The following is a 17308-nucleotide window of genomic DNA, read 5'->3' as shown; positions in this document are numbered from 1 at the left end:
AACAAAAAAAAGAGGCGCTAGTGACCTCTTTTTTTATAACTCTTATTTAATAAACCTTAATGCCGTTAAGCTTTGGTTGATTTAACTTATTAAGCTTTGGCTTTATTGGCGGCTTCCGCTTGACGGCGAGCTTCAATCTTAGCCGCTTTGCGCTTTTCAATCACGTCAATGACGTCGCTACCGATATGCGCTTCGCCGCGTCTTTTTGCTAGCTGCATTTGATGCTCGCGTTCACGAAAACGGGCTTTTTGTTCCTCGGTTGCTTTATCGATACAATGCGGGCACGATTCGCCTTTAATATAGGCAGCGCTTTGCATATCCTCTTGAGTAATCGGCATTCGGCAAGCAAAGCATTGTTCATAGTTGCCTTTTTCTAGGTTATGATTGACCGACACACGGTTGTCAAAGACAAAGCAATCACCTTGCCACATAGACTCGCTGGCTGGAATTTCTTCTAAATACTTTAAAATCCCGCCTTCTAAATGATAGACCTCTTCAAAGCCTTGCTCGCGCATAAATGCTGTCGATTTTTCACAGCGGATACCGCCGGTACAGAACATCGCAACTTTTTTATGTTTCGCAGGATCGAGCTCTTTTGCCACATACTCTGGGAACTCGCGGAAGGTTTCGGTATTTGGATTAATGGCATTTTGAAAGGTACCAATTTGCACTTCATAATCGTTACGGGTATCGATTAGGATAACGTCAGGGTCTGAAATAAGCGCATTCCATTCGCTTGGCTTCACGTAGCGACCTACCGATTGTAACGGGTCGATATTCTCAACGCCCATGGTGACGATTTCTTTTTTAAGCTTTACCTTAGTGCGATAAAAAGGCTGGGCATCGGTATAAGACTCTTTAAAGGTAAAGCTGCCAATCGCTTCGATACTGCGCAAGTAGTCAAGGACGTTATCGATACCTTGGCGGCTACCAGAAATTGTGCCGTTAATACCTTCGCTAGCAATTAATAGCGTTCCTTTGACGTCGTTATCCAGCATGGTATTTAAAATTGACTCGCGATATTGCTCAAAATCAGCAAAACGGGTGAACTTATAGAGGGCGGCAACGACGATGTTATTGGTGACGCTGTCGTATTCGGTGGCATGGTTTGATGCTTTAACGTTAGTTGCTTGTGAGGTGCTCATGTTTTTCTCCTGCTGGCTAGGTCGTAAACCTAGTGCATTGGGTTTAAGTATGTAGATTAGATATAACACTAGCGCAATTGTGGAATTGACTAATGCGGGCGTAGTTTAACAAATTTTAAAAAAGTTTTGGAAGTTTTATCATTTTCAATTTCTAGAGAAATTTAATAAATTATAAAAAGTAATCAATAAAAAAGCTCAGTAAAATACTGAGCTTAATTAATATGCATGACGTAAAATTAAAGTTTGGTTTACTTATTTACTCTGAAACCAAGTATCGGCTTTGCTACGAGCGCTAGCGATATCAGCACTTGATAAGTTCAAAGCCAATTGACCGATTTTACCGCGTGCTTTGTTACGGACTTTTTCATCAAGCATGCCATCACGGGCAGCCAAGTCGTACCATTTATAGGCATCAACCAAGTTCTTTTGCTTTTCATCAAGCAGGGCAAGCGTATAGCTGGCACGGTTATCACCGCGCATTGCGGCTTTTTCTAACCATAGACGCGCTTGTTGAAGGTTTGGTTGTACGCCTTCACCGCGCAAATACATGATGGCAAGGTTCAACTGAGCTGGGGCAACGCCTTGTTGAGCTGCTTTGGTGTACCATTGAATCGCTTGCTGAGTGTTTTGGGCAACGCCTTCACCCTTTTGCAAACGCTTGGCTAAATAAAACTGGGCGTGATTGTTACCTTGGGCAGCGCTGGCAGACAGCTCACTGATAGGCATTAGCTCAAAACGTGAGGTATCAAGTGGCACGTTTGATATTAACTCAGCGTTGGCAAGGCCTGCACAAGAAAACAGGGCGGTAAACAACGCAGCTTTTAATAATTTCATAGCAGCTCCAAAATTAGGCAGTTAATAAGCAAAAAAGTTGCACCGCTAAATATTGTCTCGCTAAAGACAGTGAGGCGGCGATAACAATTAGGTGAAATCTTGCGCTACCTACTTACCTAATTATTAGCAATAACGTTTATATATTTAGTTGGTCATTCCCTCAAATCGGGCCGATAAACGGTTAAAAAATCCGATAAACGGTCGTAATTGAGGTGCGACTGACACTATTTTGCTAGCTTAACATCCAAACTTACGAAACTCAAATACTAATTACACGATTTAATGCTTACTTACACCCCCTTGTCCTCAATAAAATCATAGAGTTACTTAAGCGTAAGAGTAATTTAACAATCTATTAGGTTAAAATGTTTACTTATGGTGTTTAATTGTCCTTTAGTAAAGAATAAATAAACACAGCTATTATTCAGGTTTTTGTTTGGTGACCCGATAAATAGCAACGTCTGCGAGCAGATTGGGCGCTTGTCTGATTAACGCGGTCATCAGCGGGGCATGGCCTTTTTCAGAATCACTGACAGCAAAGCGATTGATAATATGAATATCATGCTGCGCGCACAGCTGCTCAAAATCTTTAAAGGTACATAAATGAATGTTTGGGGTGTTATACCACTCATAAGGCAGCGCTTCTGAAACGGGCATTAGACCTTTTAGCCCTAAATGCAGACGGTTTTGCCAGTGGGCAAAATTAGGAAAGGTAATGACGGCTTCGCGGGCGACGCGTAGCATATCGAGCAATAACACATCAGGCGCTTTTACTGCTTGCAGGGCTCGTGCCATAACGACAGTATCAAAGCTGTTATCAGCAAAGCGTGCTAGGCCATCATTCAGATCTTGTTCGACGATAGATAAACCCTTAGCGATGGCTTCATTGATTTTATCGCCGTCAATCTCAAGCCCGTAGCCGGTCACGCCGCGTTTTTGTTGCAGATGTGCCAGCAGATCGCCATTGCCACAGCCTAAATCTAGTACGTGTGAATGCGGTGCAATCCAGCGCTCAGCTAGTTGATGATCCATTCTCATGAGCGCGCTCCTGTACTTGGTTGGCTATTTTGGCGACTGTCTTCTGATTGAGTGTTTTTTATCGGGCTTTTTTTCGGTTGGCTTTTTTTCATCTGGCTTTTTGTCAAAGTAGCATCAGAAATAAATGGCGCGGTCAAAAAGCCTTTAACGGCGCCCATATAACGTGGAATATCAAATAAAAACGAATCATGACCATGGGGCGCGTCAACATTAATATAGCTAACTGGCTTGCCAGTTGCCATCAGCGCGTCGACAATCTCTTGTGAGCGTTCGGGCGCAAAGCGCCAATCTGTGGTAAATGACACGATCAGATATTGGCACTGCGTATGGGCAAAGGCAGCTTTAAGCGCGCTGAGCTCTTGCTCGTTGGTTGTATCAATGTCCTCGACATCGGCGCTGTCAGCTAATGTTTCTTCAAGCTCGTCCTTGCTAGCATCCGCTTTTACAGAAGCGCCGATTGATGATTCTAATGACTCTTCTGCTTCTAATGCTGACGATGATGGATAGTCACGCGTTGGATCAAAATAATCTAAAGCTTTGGTCATGAGCAAATAAGTATTGGCATCGAAATTTTCGCTAAAGCGTTCGCCTTGATAGCGCAGATAACTTTCGACCTGAAACTCAACATCGTAGCCATACATAAATTTGCCAGATTTTAAATCACGGCCAAATTTTGCCTTCATGGCGTCGTCGGTCAAATAGGTGATATGCCCAACCATGCGCGCAAGGATAAGCCCACGGCGAGGATAAGTACCTGCCTGCAAGTAGTGCCCATCTTTAAAATCGGGGTCGGATAATATGGACTGACGCGCAACTTCGTTAAAGGCGATATTTTGCGCTGAAAGCTTTGGCGTACTGGCAATGACCACGCAGCGTTTTAAACGCTCTGGATAATCGACCGACCATTGCATGGCTTGCATACCGCCCATTGAGCCGCCAACGACGGCATGCCACACCTCAATGCCCAATCGGTCTGAGAGCATGGCTTGGGTTTTTACCCAGTCTTTAATGGTGACAAGGGGAAAGTCGGGGCCATAAACTTGTGGTTCTCCACCATCACTTATACTATCTGGATTAATCGTCGTTGGGCCCGTAGAGCCAAAGCAGCTACCGATATTATTCAAGCAAACGACATAAAATCGATTGGTATCGATGGCTTTATTGGGGCCAATCATATTGTCCCACCAGCCCGCTTTTTTATCATCGTCACTATGAAAACCTGCCGCATGATGGCTACCAGACAAAGCATGACAGATTAGAATGGCGTTTGATTTGTCGCTATTGAGCGTGCCATAAGTTTCGACGATTAAATCAAATGCCGGCAGGGTACGATTGCACTCCAAGGTCAACGGCTCAGCGAAATGAAAAGTCTGCGGCGTGACGATGCCAACCGAGCCTGTCAAACCGTCGGCACCTGCCGTATTAGAAGAATGATTGGTGGAGTGATCACTGGTACTATCAGAACGTGCGCTCAAAGCTACCTCACAAAACTACAATTATAAGTAAAATGACAGTCATTTGCCGATACTTTTTCGAAATTGGCTTGTCTATTGTATGGCGATGCGCCTAGGAGTACAACCTTCGCGGACAGTCTTTCAAGTAATGTCTAAACAGCCTCCGTCTTCACCGCAATCAGTCGCAACATCTAGCGTTTTGCTCTGCGTTTGAGACTGATAAAATGTTACACTGATGATAACGATATAGCCTAGTATTTGGCTATGATTTTGTATTTAATTAATTAAATCTGCTTAGTTAATTTTGATAATTTCTAAGTGTAGTTAACTAGCGCTTAATAATGCTATTGCCAAATATGTGGTTAAATCACTTAATTTTGCATTTTTAACATCGCTTGTACTTTACCTTATTCGAAATGACTTTTAGATACTCAAAGCTTATAACGTCACAATAACATAATCCAATAATAGATAATGCCATTATGAAACCTGAATTGCCGCCACGTATTGCCGTTTTATTAGTCAACCTAGGTACGCCCGATGAGCCAACCGCGCCTGCCGTCCGTCGTTATCTAAAACAGTTTTTGTCCGACCCGAGAGTGATTGAAATCCCTCAATTTTTATGGGCAATCATTCTCAATTTGTTCGTCTTGCCAAGCCGACCAAAACGCGTGGCAAAGGCTTATGCCAGTATTTGGGAAGGCGATTCACCAATTCGTAAAATACTAAAAAGTCAGGTTGAGCTGCTCGAGCCGCGCTTGGCAAATAGCGTCGCGCCATTTCGCGTTTCTGTACATCCGGCGATGAGCTATGGCAACCCTGGTTTGCCTGAGGTGATGGATACGCTGCGAAGCGAAGGCATAGATCATTTTGTGATTTTACCCTTATTTCCGCAGTATTCGGCAACATCAGGCGGCGCGGTTTATGATGCGTTGACGAAATGGACGCTAAAGCAGCGCAACTTGCCGAACTATAGCATTGTCAAAGACTACTTTGCACATCCGCTTTATATTCAAGCATTGGCTGATTCGATTCGCCGCTTCCAAGCGGAACATGGAAAACCTGAAAAATTGATGTTTAGCTTCCACGGTATTCCGCAGCCTTACGCTGATAAAGGCGATCCATACCCAAAACGCTGTAAATGTACCGCCGCGCAAGTGGCACACGAGCTTGGTTTAAAGGACGATGAATGGATTATCAGTTTTCAGTCGCGTTTTGGTAAGCAAGAGTGGGTTAAGCCGTATACCGATGTGGTATTAGAAGATTGGGGTAAATCTGGCGTGCGCTCGGTACAGGTTATCAGCCCGGCATTTTCCGCTGATTGTCTAGAGACACTAGAGGAATTGGCAATCGAAAACCGTGACAATTTCTTAAACGCAGGCGGGCAGGAGTATCATTATATTCCAGCGTTGAACCTTGATGAGGGGCATATTGATTTGCTTGAAGCCTTAAGCTTGCCGTTGGTCAAAGGCTGGGCGGGCACGTTGGATGGTTGGGTTTAATTATTTTCTTAAGCCAAAAAAATACCGGACAGGATGTTCGGTATTTTTTTTGGATAATGCTTCTTTAAAATACAATGTTTTTTTAAAGATGACGTTTCTTTAAAAATTGTCATCATTAGAAATTTCTGCCGCATCTTTGTCGGCGATGTCGACGATATCTGGATAATCCTCATCATCTAAATTTTCTTCAACCAATACTTCATTGATACGCGCTTCATCGACGTTTTGGCGATGCATCGGCGTGAGTCCTTGGGTTGCATTCGTACCCACTTCTGAGTTACTAAATCCTGCTGAATTATCGATCACATCGTCATCATCAAAGGTGTGCAGCATAGGATTGTTTAAATCAATCTCTTGGCTGCCGTCTTCGTTATCATCCATATTGCTATCGCCTTCAATATGATCCATCTCTTCTGGCAGTGGGGTTTTTGAATTGTCCATGGATATGTCCTCATTATTGTTATAAATACTATTCACATTATTATGGTTAGTTACCGAAGTTATGGCTATCAGTGTGACGCGTTATGAAGCCGACTACCAGTAATAAGGTGTCACAGGATGTTCAAAAAATGTAAGAGGACAAGGTGATGGACTTAAAAATAGATTGACAAAAGTAGATTCTATAGTTGATAAGGGTTTTATCAGATGACGAATTTGTCTGCTGTCAATCTCTACTAATCGGCTTTACACATATCATCGTAGTTTGGCTGAAGTGAAAACTGCCTTTCAAATCCAATAAGTTTGTAACGCCATAAGTAAACCAGAGCAATCATATAAATAATCGTCTCTGAAACCTCTTCGACCATCTCTCCGATACTTTCGGGGATAACAATGGCATTTTCGCCCATATATTGTAAGACCGCCAATACGGCTATCACGATATATAGACTTATACGAATGTCCTTTAATACCGCCCAAAGATAACGCCACGAATAAGCGAGTAAGCCAATAATGACAAGTAAAATAAGAGTCAGCACGCTATCCTCCCACCAATCATAAGAATGGGCAAGGAGTGAGAAATCACTAGGAATAAAGAGCTCTGGTAAGTAGTTTAATTCACGACGAATCACTTCAAAGAATACTAACACAGAGGCCAGCCAAAAGTAGCGGCTCTGTTTGCTGCGGCTTTGTATCACATACTGCGCGCAACGTAGCATACAGATTAATAGGATAATATTACCGGGGATTTCGATGACGCTATCTGAATGTAAAATGGAATGCTCCTAGCTTTAAAAACAAAAAAGTGAGCGCGAAGGCTCACTTTATATCGTAGATTACTGCGTAAAAACCAATATTTAAAGCAATCAATAAATAAAAAATAACCAGTAAAAAACAATCTAACGTAAACTTATTATACTGCGAAGAAAAGTACAGGGCTATTAGCATTTATAAACGCTATCGTTTAGGCTTTTCTTTTATTTAAGTCATTAATGCGCTTCGTCCCAATTGCTACCAATATCGGTTTCAACCAATAACGGTACGGCGAAGTCTACATTCCAGCCTTTTGCAACAGCCGTTGTGGTCAAGACATCTTGCATAGCGTCGGTAATCAGCTGACGAATACTATCGACCTTATCGCTATCGACTTCGAACACCAACTCATCATGGACTTGTAGTAGCATTTTTGCCTGCTCTTTTGGCAATACTTTATCGACGGCAATCATCGCAAGCTTAATAATATCCGCGGCTGAGCCTTGCAGCGGCGCGTTAATCGCCGCCCGTTCAGCGCCTTGCTTGACCATGCGATTGCTATGATTGATATCAGGTGTGTAAAGCTTACGCCCCAGTATCGTTTCGACATAACCGTGTTCTACGGCGCTGGTACGAGTGTTAATCATATAGTCCTTGATGCTTGGATAACGCTCAAAGTACATATCGATGTAATCTTGCGCCTCACCGCGGCCCATTTGTAGCTGTTTAGCCAGGCCAAAAGCGCTCATGCCGTAAAGTAATCCGAAGTTAATGGCCTTGGCATTTCGGCGCTCAGTGGCGCTGACCTCTTCCACCGCTTTGCCAAGTACTTCGGCCGCCGTTGCGGTATGAATATCTAAGCCGTCGTTAAAGGCGCGGGTTAAATTTTCATCGCCTGAAAAATGGGCCATCAGACGTAGTTCAATTTGCGAGTAATCCGCGGCTAAAATAACGCGACCTTCTGGGGCGATAAAGGCTTGACGAATCAAGCGACCAGTCGCGGTACGAATGGGAATATTTTGCAAATTAGGATCGGTTGAAGATAAGCGACCAGTGCTGGTCAGCGCTTGATGATAGCTAGTATGGACGCGGTCAGTCTCGCTATCTGCCACGTTATCGAGTGCATCGGTATAAGTGCTTTTGAGCTTCGATAATCCGCGATATTCAAGGACAATTTCAATTAACGGATGGTCAATTTTTGATAATACCGCTTCGCCAGTCGAGTATTGACCAGATTTGGTTTTTTTACCACCAGCCACACCAATTTTTTCAAATAGAACCTCACCCAGCTGTTTTGGCGAACCAAGATTAAATGCTTCACCAGCAACTTCGTAAGCGCGTTTTTCAAGCGCAATAATCTCTTCATCGAAACGTTTTGATAGCTCATTTAAAAATGGACGCTTAATTAAAATACCATTTGTTTCCATCTGGCAGAGTATTTCTGCGGTTGGAATTTCTAATTCGTGTAACAACTTGGCGTTATTTTCGTCATCCGCCAATTTTTGGCTAAATAAGTCAAACAGCTGATAGGTAATATCGGCATCTTCACACGCATAATCGCTGGCCAAATCAATGGCAACTTGGTCAAAACACACTTGCTTTGCGCCTTTACCAGCAACGTCTTCGAAGCTGATGGTTTGGGTGTGTAGATAATGCCGAGCCAAGTCATCCATGCCGTGACGAGTAATCGCCGCATTGATGACATAGCTTGCAAGCATGGTATCCATTGCCCAATTATTTGGGCGTTCGTGTATAGCGCCAACGAGGTCAATATCATAAAGACTGAGAATATGAGCGTCATATTTTAAATGTTGGCCAATCTTGCCAATGTTAGGATTTTCTAAAATAGGCTTTAAACGTGCCATTACTGTATCGCGATCAAGCTGCTTAGCGGTTAACTCGTCACCTTCGAGACAGTGAGTCAGCGGCACGTAATAAGCTTCATGGGCTTGAACGGCAAACGATAGCCCAACTAACTTAGCCTGACGCCAATAAACGCTGGTAGTTTCGGTATCAATGACAAAATGCGGCGCAGATTCTAATAACTTAACCAAATTGTCGAAAGCAGGCTCGTCTAAAATGGTATGCCAGGCTTTGTCATGACTTTTACTGTTTTTAATATTATTAACGATGCTCGATTGTAGAGATTTAGCGATTTGCGCTTGTGATTCAGCGTTAGCCTGACTGTCAGCAACGCTTTGTGCGCCGTTGGCTGGATGATTGGGGTGATCTAAAGATGCCAACTCATTTCTAAATTCAAGCTCCGAGTATAGTGCGCGTAGCTCATCGATATGGGCGCAAGGATCGGTATTGATTTTTAAATCTCGCCAATCTTGACCGATTTCTAAATCAGTGACGATGGTTGCCAATTGCGCATTAAATGGAATGTCGTCGGCATATTCGACCAGATTCTTGCCAGCGCGGCCTTTGATATTGGCGACGTTTTTAAGCATGTTATCGATCGTACCATATTCATTAAGCAAATCTTTGGCTGTCTTTTTACCGATTCCGGGAACACCTTTAATACCATCAGAAGAGTCGCCCATGAGCGTTAAAAAATCAATCATTTGATTAGGATTAATGCCAAATTTTTCGACCACGCCTGCGCTATCAGTGATTTTACCCGTAAAGCTGTCCTCTAATATCACGCAGTCATTAATCAGCTGCATCATGTCTTTATCACCCGTTGAGATGACCACATGATGGCCTTCGGCAACGGCGCGATGAGCAAGCGTTCCAATAATATCGTCGGCTTCCGCGCCTTCAATACGTAATAATGGAATCCCGAGTGCGGTGACCAAACGGTGGATATAAGGAATCTGCTCGGCAAGCTCAATATCCATTTTTGGACGATTGGCTTTATATTCTTCCGACATCGCATGACGAAAGGTCGGTGATTTGGTATCAAAGCAAACCGCCATATGGGTGGGATGATAGCGACGCATCAGCTTTAATAGCGCGTTTAACGTACCGCGAATGGCATTGGTCACCAAACCTTGGGAGTTCTGCATAGTCTTTGGCAAGGCGTGATACGTGCGAAATAAATAGTAAGAACCATCAACCAAGATAAAAGGTGGCTGTTCTTTGTTCACATGGTTGGTGTCCATCGTTGCTACATTTGGCATGGTTGCAAAGTTCGGTAGCGTATTAGGATCAATGGGTGAGTGCGAGTTGTGATCGTTGTCTGTCATAGAAAGTCACTTATCATTTATTAGATAAAAATATATGCTTATTATAACGATAAAACCTGTGCTTGCCGAACTGCTTAAAAGTTAATAGATGTTGTTGTGTACTTAATTTTTATATTCACGTTTAATCTAAAAAAGAATCCAGCGCTAACTAGATTCTTTTATAAAAAAACAAGCATCAAATTCGTATTACTTTACTTCTGACGTCACTTCACTATCGATATTGCCGTGGGTCGCTTTAGAGTACGGGCAAACTTTATTGGCTTTTTCGACCAGATTTTGAAATTCATCGGCGGAAAGTTCTGTATTTTCGCCAATCACGTGAATTTTCACCGCCAACTGAAAATCTAGGCCTTCGCCTTTCTTCAAATCTACTGATACTTCCGTTGTAGAGTCAAACTTCGCCTTTTCTTCGCCTTTAACCGCAGCAAGCGCGCCATCAAAGCAAGCAGCGTAGCCCATAGCGAATAATTGCTCTGGATTATTACCGTCTTTACCAGAACCTGGTGATACCATATTGATTTTTAAATCGCTGTCTTCGAGACTGGCGTTACCTGTACGACCGCCAGTAACTGTACCTTTTGTAGAGTATAAAGTTTCCATGATTTATCCTTTTTATATGAGTTGTTATAAATATCATCTTTAAATAAGTCCAAGCTATCTTTTAAATAGCCCATTTAGCATAACAGACCATCTGCTTAGCGATACCTAACCGCGGTAAAACTATGCTATTAATTTGTAAGTCATCTTTCTTTATTCAATCTTGTTATGCCAAGTTACTATAACTGATAGTAGCAGTAGGGTAAACTAGGCGCATAAAACCTAACAACTGGTAAATCACTCATTTTAAAAAGGATGCTGAACGATGAAAAAGCTCACAATTGCGCCTATCGCGCTTTCATTATTAACCTTTGCACTGACAGGGTGCGGCGAGGGTGAAGATGTTATTTTCGGTTCAGGCAGTAACAATAATGAGCTGACGATAAGCACTATTGAGCGCAGCTCAAACGCCATTGCTCGCATTGATACTACTTATCGTACAGGCGCTCGTGAAGTTAAGAAGACCAATATCAAAGGTAGTTATAATCAAAATCTGGATAATTTAGACGGCTCAGTCGTTCTATCAGATAAGTTCGAAGGAACGCTTGAAGATAAAAATATCGAAGTAAATGGTCGTATCGTTAAACGTCCTATCTATGAGAAAAATAGCAACAACAAACTCAATTATCAAGTTAACTATAAAACGCTCAATTTATCAGGCTTCAGATCTAACAGTTATCGACGTGGCGACCGTAATAATAATGCTACAGGGGTTTTTACCGATCTAAATAATTATACTGATATTCCATCCAGCTCTACTTTTCCTTCAGGTTCGGTATGTTATATTCCGGTAGCGTCCACCGATACATCCTTCTTTACCTTTAATCAAAATCAGCGAACTGGGTTTTTGACCTTAGAGGATTGGACCAAAGCGACAGAAAAACAATTTGGTGATAATCGCGGTTCTAAAACAACCTTGCTTAATATTGGTGTGGGTAATAGCCAAAAAGCTTCGCAGGTCGAGTTTTTTGCTACCAATAACGAGCCTAGCTATCTTTATAATGGAGTTAAATATAACAAGGTTATTTATAATGCCAATTTTGTGGGTAAAAACCAAAGTCCGCCCAACCAAAATGATGCTACGGGGGTGATTGATTGTAGAATCGTCAATGATGTTGCCGCTGACTTTTTAGAAAAAGAAATCAAGCGCTACTATTAACGTTTAGAAATACCTAAAGATAAAAAATATCATCACTCTCTATTTGTTCATTAGAGAGTGTTTTTTTATGCGCTAATTCTGCACCTTGTCGCTAAATCCGCTACAATACGCCCATTATTTATCCTATTTGTTTAGATTAATTTCTAAATTATCCAACCATTGAAGCCGAAATTATGAGCGTAGATTCAAAGAAATTAAATAAAGAAGTCGCCAAACGCCGCACCTTTGCCATTATCTCGCATCCTGATGCGGGTAAAACCACCATGACCGAAAAGCTTTTGCTGTGGGGTCAAGCGATTCAGGTAGTTGGTGAAGTAAAAGGTCGCAAAACTGACCGTCATGCGACATCCGATTGGATGAGCATGGAGCAGGAGCGTGGTATCTCTATCACCACCTCGGTCATGCAGTTTCCTTATAAAGATCATATGGTCAACCTGCTAGACACCCCGGGTCACGCCGACTTTAGTGAAGATACCTATCGTACCTTGACCGCTGTAGACAGTGCGCTAATGATGGTCGATGGCGCAAAAGGCGTTGAAGAGCGAACCATCAAGCTGATGGAAGTCTGCCGGATGCGTGACACGCCAATCATCTCATTTGTGAATAAACTTGACCGTCAAATTCGCGAGCCACTTGAGCTATTAAGTGAAATCGAAGCGGTGTTAAAAATCAAATGTATTCCAGTCACCTGGCCTATCGGTATGGGGCAAGATTTCGTTGGCGTCTATCATTTAACCGAAAACAAAACCTATCTCTATGAAAAAGGTCATGGCGGCGAGATGACCATTTCTGAAACGCGCGAAGGCTACGATTATCCAGATATTCGTGAGCGTTTGGGCAAGCTGATGTTTGACTCTTTTGAAGAGTCGCTTGAGCTCGTGCAAATGGCGCTTGAAGACTTCGATGTCGATGCGTTTTTAAAAGGTGAGATGACGCCGGTACTATTCGGCACAGCTCTGGGTAACTTTGGTGTCAATATGGTGCTCGATACCTTGATTAAATATGCGCCGTCGCCAAAAGCCCACCCGACCAATGAACGCGAAGTGGCCGCGACCGAAACCGAATTTAGTGGTTTTGTGTTCAAGATTCAGGCGAATATGGACCCGCGTCACCGTGACCGTATTGCTTTTTTGCGCGTATGCTCAGGCAAGTACGAAAAAGGCATGAAAATGAAGCATGTACGTCTGGGTAAAGACGTTCGTATAGCTGATGCTTTGACCTTTTTGGCAGGTGACCGTGAAGCGTTAGAAGAAGCCTATCCAGGCGATATTATTGGTTTGCATAACCATGGAACCATTTCTATCGGCGATAGTTTTACCGAGGGTGAAGAGTTAAACTTTACCGGTATTCCACATTTTGCCCCTGAACTGTTCCGCCGCGTGGTGCTCAAAGACCCGCTTAAATCAAAAGCCCTGCAAAAAGGTTTGCAGCAGCTAAGTGAAGAGGGCGCAACTCAGGTATTTATGCCGCAGATTAATAACGATTTAATCTTGGGTGCGGTCGGTGTTCTACAGTTTGAAGTGGTCGCCCATCGTCTAAAAGAAGAATACAAAGTTCAGTGTATCTTTGAGCCAGTCTCTATCGCAACCGTGCGCTGGATTCACTGTGACGATGAAGTGGCCTTAGCAAAATTTAAGAAAAAAGCCCATGACCAGTTATCGATAGATGGCGGTGGTTATTTGACTTATCTTGCCCCATCGCGGGTGAACTTGCAGCTGATGCAAGATCGCTATCCTGAAATCACCTTCAGTAGTACACGCGAGCATTAAAGCTGGCTTGATAACTTTATGCTTACTTTTAAAAGACACGCTATCGTGTCTTTTTTATTATAAAGAATTCTATTGTAGCTAAATATCAGCTTAATCATCAACATTAAGTACTCAAAAACACAAACAGTGTTCCTACAATACGACGCAGTGGTTACGGTAGAATATCAGGAAACCTTATTTATATCTTAAAGAGGCTATATGAAATCTGCACTCAAACCCTGTCTAACCTCTATGTTGAGTGGTGGTGTATTACTTGGGGCACTAAGCTTATCGGCGCACGCTGGAAGCCTGATTAATCATACTGAGTATTTAGATTATAAGCTGCCTAAAAAGATAGAGGAAAAATGTGCAGCGCGTGATAATTGTCCAGATATTGAAGTGAAATATCTCAATTCCAATCAAGCTTGGATAAACACGCTTACCAATGCGCGTATCAATAATTTAGTGGTGAATAGTAAACCTACTGAGTCTGCACCCATCACTAAAAAAAACAGCCCAGCAGCGGTTAGAGCTGCTATCGACGACTTTGTTAATTCGCAGTTTACTGATTTACCAGCTGATAGCGTTTTTGTTTATAGCTTGACGGTGACGCCTGAATACTTGGGTCATGTGAATGATTTTGAGCTGTTTGAAATAAACTCTTATGTCTTCACTGGTGGCGCTCACGGTATGCCATATAGCGAGTATCTGATATTTGATCAACAAAGCAAAAAACAAATCCAATTAACAGATATGCTACAACCCAATAAAAAATCTCGCTTTAAAGCACTGGCCTATAATGCTTATAAAGAATGGGTAAAAACAGTCGATGACGACGTTACAAGCTACGAGAAAAACTGGCCGTTTACTCTAAGTGATAACGTGACCTTGACCGATAAAGGGGTTGATATTCGTTATCAGCATTATTCTATTGGTCCCTACGCCTATGGCATGCCAGTACTGAATGTTCCCTACGATAAACTTAGCGGGATTATTAAACCTCGCTTTATACCTAAGTAATACAAACAATAAATTTTAGCTGATATTGAGCTCATCATTTAAAAACAGTCATTTAAAGATAGTTATTAAATAGAGACAGCTAAATAAAGACAGCCATTGAATATTGAATAAAAATAAGGAGTGATAACATGACGAACCATACAGAAAATGCTAATACACCAGTAGCTACAGAGAGTGCTATCTGGCAACTTACTGCCTTAACTGAAGCGCTAGGTGATCTGACATTGACCGTCAGTGACAGTCTGTCTGTTGGGCGCGGTAGCGATAACGATGTGGTACTCGGCAGCAAGCAAGTGTCGCGCAATCACGCGGTCTTGAGCGTATTAAATGGGGAGTTGTACGTTAAAGACTTAGAATCATCAAATGGCACCTTTATCAATGATCAGCGTATCGACACCAATAAAGCTCAGCGGCTTAATGTCAATGATACGCTAGGGTTTTCAAGTTTTAGTTTTCAAGTTAGTGCGCCTGTTACTGCAACATTGGATAACAGACAAGCTGCTCCAGTCGCGTCGGATGAGCCAGTATTAAGCACCAACACTGATACGCCTCCGGAAACAACACCTACAACCATTGAACCTGCCGTTGTAGAGCCAGTCGTTAGCGAAGCAGCAGATAAAGAGGCTAATGTTCAAGAGACTGTTGCTGAAGATTCTGTAATTAGAGAGCCTGTAGCCAAAGAGCCGGTCATCAAAGAAACCGGAATTGATGAAGTATTATCCGCAGCTGATACCAGCGAGCCATCAACTTCACCTACAACTAGCGCACCTGTTGTAGAGGAACCAACAACGAGCGCGGTTCGTCAAGCTCAATATGACACAGATGCAGCGGCGCATGATAAAACCACTAAAACCACTTTGCAAGAAGAAGCAGATCCTGATGTCCTACGTGCCAAGCAAGCCGCTACTGCGCAGTTTTCAGGCACTGCTAATCTAGGTCAACCTCGCGATTTGGGCACAGCCGGCAATAACGCGATGGATCAAGCCATTAACAATCCTGCTAATGCAGGGCAAGCTGAGAAAAAACCTAGTGGCGGCTGGTTTATATGGGTGTTTATTGCCATTTTGATTATTGGCTTAGCGTTATGGTTGTTCAATAAAGGCGGTATGTAAGAGATTTATCCTTAAAAATTTAATAGCATTTATGAAGTAAAGCTTCTGCCAGTTTATAAAGATAATGAGATTTATAAAAGTTATCTTATAAGTATTGGCAGTTTGCCATTTTAATAATGGTTCATCAAATTAACTCTGAGAAAAAGTGCAGTTTTATGATAGAAAAAATAGTAACATAATCAATTGTTTGAGGGTTTTTATTAAAATAATGCTAAAAAAACCAAAAAAGGGCTTGCGTCTGTCAAAATATTTGATAGAATAGCCACCACTTTGAGAGAACAAGCCGACTTAGCTCAGTTGGTAGAGCAACTGACTTGTAATCAGTAGGTCGCCAGTTCGATCCCGGCAGTCGGCACCATCTCTCTCAAAGTAGCTTTTTATGAATTTACTTTACATTAAAGTGATGTTCGTACAAAGCAACCTAAGGTGGGGTTGGGGAGCGGTCAAACCCAACAGACTGTAAATCTGTCGCGAAAGCTTCGAAGGTTCGAATCCTTCCCCCACCACCATATTTTTTCAAAGTTTGTCCTAGCGCCAAGCATGCTCTATAATCTTAACAACTCAATATTAGGGTCAAGATTATATAAGAGTAAATGCGGGTGTGGTATAATGGTAACACCTTAGCCTTCCAAGCTAATGACGCGGGTTCGATTCCCGCCACCCGCTCCATATATGCACCATCGCAGCACCTATCAAACATCACGACAGTCAGTTGTTATTGCTGTATCGTGATATTTTTTTTAGTGCAATCTGTAGATTGACTAGAATATGCTCATATAGCTCAGCGGTAGAGCACTCCCTTGGTAAGGGAGAGGTCTTGAGTTCAATTCTCAATATGAGCTCCATTTATTGTTCAAGCTTGCATATGTGTTTTGCTATTTTGATAAGGCACCGCATTTTGATAATGCATTATTGCTTTCCAAGTATTGTATCGATATCGAATGATAAAATATTGAAAATTATAAATAGTATAAATAGAGTGTGGCAATTAATAATTTAAAGGTGACACTGAGGTGTTGCCTTTTAGTGCTGCCAGTAGGTTAATAAATCTGACTATTATTCAAATTCAAAAGTATAAAGTCGTTTTGTCAGTGTGCACTATAATCTGTCGCAATGTGCAAGAGATTGAAAAACAAGTATAATGCCCACATATAAAGATGTACACAGTAGCTAGGCTACCAATCATCTTTAATATATTTTAGTAGCTAAACCATAGCGTCAACAGTTTGATGGTTTTTATGCATCATGAGCCGTCAAACAGCTATTTACCGATCTTTGATTGTTAAAGATTCATCAATAAAGAGGAAATACCCATGG

13 protein-coding genes and 4 tRNA genes are annotated in these 17308 nt (G+C 42.2%); 9 read left to right on the top strand and 8 right to left on the bottom strand.

Translation table 11 applies throughout. From position 1 onward, the window contains the following. Positions 1 to 89 precede the first annotated feature (89 nt). From B4K26_RS06405 to metX, 4 genes are all read right to left on the bottom strand, one after another. Positions 90 to 1145: a rhodanese-related sulfurtransferase gene (locus B4K26_RS06405; RefSeq protein WP_296244248.1), complete on the bottom strand. Its 1056-nt coding sequence runs from the start codon at positions 1143 to 1145 to the stop codon at positions 90 to 92. 252 nt (positions 1146 to 1397) lie between these two features. Next, a complete protein-coding gene (locus tag B4K26_RS06400) occupies positions 1398 to 1979 on the bottom strand; it encodes a tetratricopeptide repeat protein (protein ID WP_068404007.1) in 582 nt (193 codons plus the stop codon). 420 nt (positions 1980 to 2399) lie between these two features. Further along, complete coding sequence (gene metW, locus B4K26_RS06395) at positions 2400 to 3017, bottom strand: methionine biosynthesis protein MetW (protein WP_296244247.1); 618 nt, start codon at positions 3015 to 3017, stop codon at positions 2400 to 2402. Continuing rightward, positions 3014 to 4420 (bottom strand): homoserine O-acetyltransferase MetX, encoded by a 1407-nt coding sequence (gene metX, locus B4K26_RS06390; RefSeq protein ID WP_296244268.1) that lies wholly within the window; start codon positions 4418 to 4420, stop codon positions 3014 to 3016. The genes metW and metX overlap by 4 nt, the downstream gene beginning before the upstream one ends. A gap of 533 nt (positions 4421 to 4953) precedes the next feature. On the opposite strand from metX, the gene hemH reads away from it, so the two are divergent. Next, entirely contained in the window at positions 4954 to 5973 is a 1020-nt protein-coding gene (gene hemH / locus B4K26_RS06385) for a ferrochelatase (protein WP_296244246.1), read from the top strand. Positions 5974 to 6072: 99 nt separating this feature from the next. Here hemH and B4K26_RS06380 read toward each other — a convergent pair whose 3' ends face one another. The 4 genes from B4K26_RS06380 to B4K26_RS06365 all read right to left on the bottom strand — a co-directional run bounded on the left by B4K26_RS06380 (position 6073) and on the right by B4K26_RS06365 (position 10955). Beyond that, positions 6073 to 6414 (bottom strand): hypothetical protein, encoded by a 342-nt coding sequence (locus B4K26_RS06380; protein WP_296244245.1) that lies wholly within the window; start codon positions 6412 to 6414, stop codon positions 6073 to 6075. Positions 6415 to 6647: 233 nt separating this feature from the next. After that, the gene (locus tag B4K26_RS06375) at positions 6648 to 7130 is read right to left on the bottom strand and encodes a hypothetical protein (RefSeq protein ID WP_296244243.1); all 483 of its coding nucleotides are present in this window, start codon (positions 7128 to 7130) and stop codon (positions 6648 to 6650) included. Positions 7131 to 7400: 270 nt separating this feature from the next. After that, positions 7401 to 10355: a DNA polymerase I gene (gene polA, locus B4K26_RS06370; RefSeq protein WP_296244242.1), complete on the bottom strand. Its 2955-nt coding sequence runs from the start codon at positions 10353 to 10355 to the stop codon at positions 7401 to 7403. A gap of 186 nt (positions 10356 to 10541) precedes the next feature. Beyond that, positions 10542 to 10955, bottom strand: coding sequence for an Ohr family peroxiredoxin (locus B4K26_RS06365; protein ID WP_296244240.1), 414 nt, complete (start codon positions 10953 to 10955; stop codon positions 10542 to 10544). 262 nt (positions 10956 to 11217) lie between these two features. Between B4K26_RS06365 and B4K26_RS06360 the strand changes: the two genes are divergently transcribed. From B4K26_RS06360 to B4K26_RS06325, 8 genes are all read left to right on the top strand, one after another. Further along, positions 11218 to 12111: a hypothetical protein gene (locus B4K26_RS06360; RefSeq protein ID WP_296244239.1), complete on the top strand. Its 894-nt coding sequence runs from the start codon at positions 11218 to 11220 to the stop codon at positions 12109 to 12111. 173 nt (positions 12112 to 12284) lie between these two features. After that, a complete protein-coding gene (locus tag B4K26_RS06355) occupies positions 12285 to 13880 on the top strand; it encodes a peptide chain release factor 3 (RefSeq protein WP_296244238.1) in 1596 nt (531 codons plus the stop codon). A 198-nt stretch (positions 13881 to 14078) separates the two neighbouring features. Next, entirely contained in the window at positions 14079 to 14879 is an 801-nt protein-coding gene (locus B4K26_RS06350) for an RsiV family protein (protein WP_296244237.1), read from the top strand. A gap of 128 nt (positions 14880 to 15007) precedes the next feature. After that, the gene (locus tag B4K26_RS06345) at positions 15008 to 15991 is read left to right on the top strand and encodes an FHA domain-containing protein (protein WP_296244235.1); all 984 of its coding nucleotides are present in this window, start codon (positions 15008 to 15010) and stop codon (positions 15989 to 15991) included. 282 nt (positions 15992 to 16273) lie between these two features. Beyond that, a tRNA-Thr gene (locus B4K26_RS06340) sits at positions 16274 to 16349 on the top strand. 67 nt (positions 16350 to 16416) lie between these two features. Beyond that, positions 16417 to 16500, top strand: a tRNA-Tyr gene (locus B4K26_RS06335). Positions 16501 to 16586: 86 nt separating this feature from the next. Next, positions 16587 to 16660 (top strand) — tRNA-Gly (locus B4K26_RS06330). Positions 16661 to 16761: 101 nt separating this feature from the next. Then, positions 16762 to 16836 (top strand) — tRNA-Thr (locus B4K26_RS06325). The last annotated feature ends 472 nt before the right edge of the window (positions 16837 to 17308 follow it).

Source organism: Psychrobacter sp. UBA6766 (assembly GCF_002453355.1).
GTDB lineage: Bacteria > Pseudomonadota > Gammaproteobacteria > Pseudomonadales > Moraxellaceae > Psychrobacter.
This window is presented reverse-complemented; position numbering and strand designations above follow the sequence as displayed.

Bases quoted from the DNA above. Each gene is read 5' to 3' on its own strand.
- B4K26_RS06405 (WP_296244248.1), bottom strand. From the start codon at position 1,145: ATGAGCACCTCACAAGCAACTAACGTTAAAGCATCAAACCATGCCACC.
- B4K26_RS06400 (WP_068404007.1), bottom strand. From the start codon at position 1,979: ATGAAATTATTAAAAGCTGCGTTGTTTACCGCCCTGTTTTCTTGTGCA.
- metW (WP_296244247.1), bottom strand. From the start codon at position 3,017: ATGAGAATGGATCATCAACTAGCTGAGCGCTGGATTGCACCGCATTCA.
- hemH (WP_296244246.1), top strand. From the start codon at position 4,954: ATGAAACCTGAATTGCCGCCACGTATTGCCGTTTTATTAGTCAACCTA.
- B4K26_RS06380 (WP_296244245.1), bottom strand. From the start codon at position 6,414: ATGGACAATTCAAAAACCCCACTGCCAGAAGAGATGGATCATATTGAA.
- B4K26_RS06375 (WP_296244243.1), bottom strand. From the start codon at position 7,130: ATGCTACGTTGCGCGCAGTATGTGATACAAAGCCGCAGCAAACAGAGC.
- polA (WP_296244242.1), bottom strand. From the start codon at position 10,355: ATGACAGACAACGATCACAACTCGCACTCACCCATTGATCCTAATACG.
- B4K26_RS06365 (WP_296244240.1), bottom strand. From the start codon at position 10,955: ATGGAAACTTTATACTCTACAAAAGGTACAGTTACTGGCGGTCGTACA.
- B4K26_RS06360 (WP_296244239.1), top strand. From the start codon at position 11,218: ATGAAAAAGCTCACAATTGCGCCTATCGCGCTTTCATTATTAACCTTT.
- B4K26_RS06355 (WP_296244238.1), top strand. From the start codon at position 12,285: ATGAGCGTAGATTCAAAGAAATTAAATAAAGAAGTCGCCAAACGCCGC.
- B4K26_RS06350 (WP_296244237.1), top strand. From the start codon at position 14,079: ATGAAATCTGCACTCAAACCCTGTCTAACCTCTATGTTGAGTGGTGGT.
- B4K26_RS06345 (WP_296244235.1), top strand. From the start codon at position 15,008: ATGACGAACCATACAGAAAATGCTAATACACCAGTAGCTACAGAGAGT.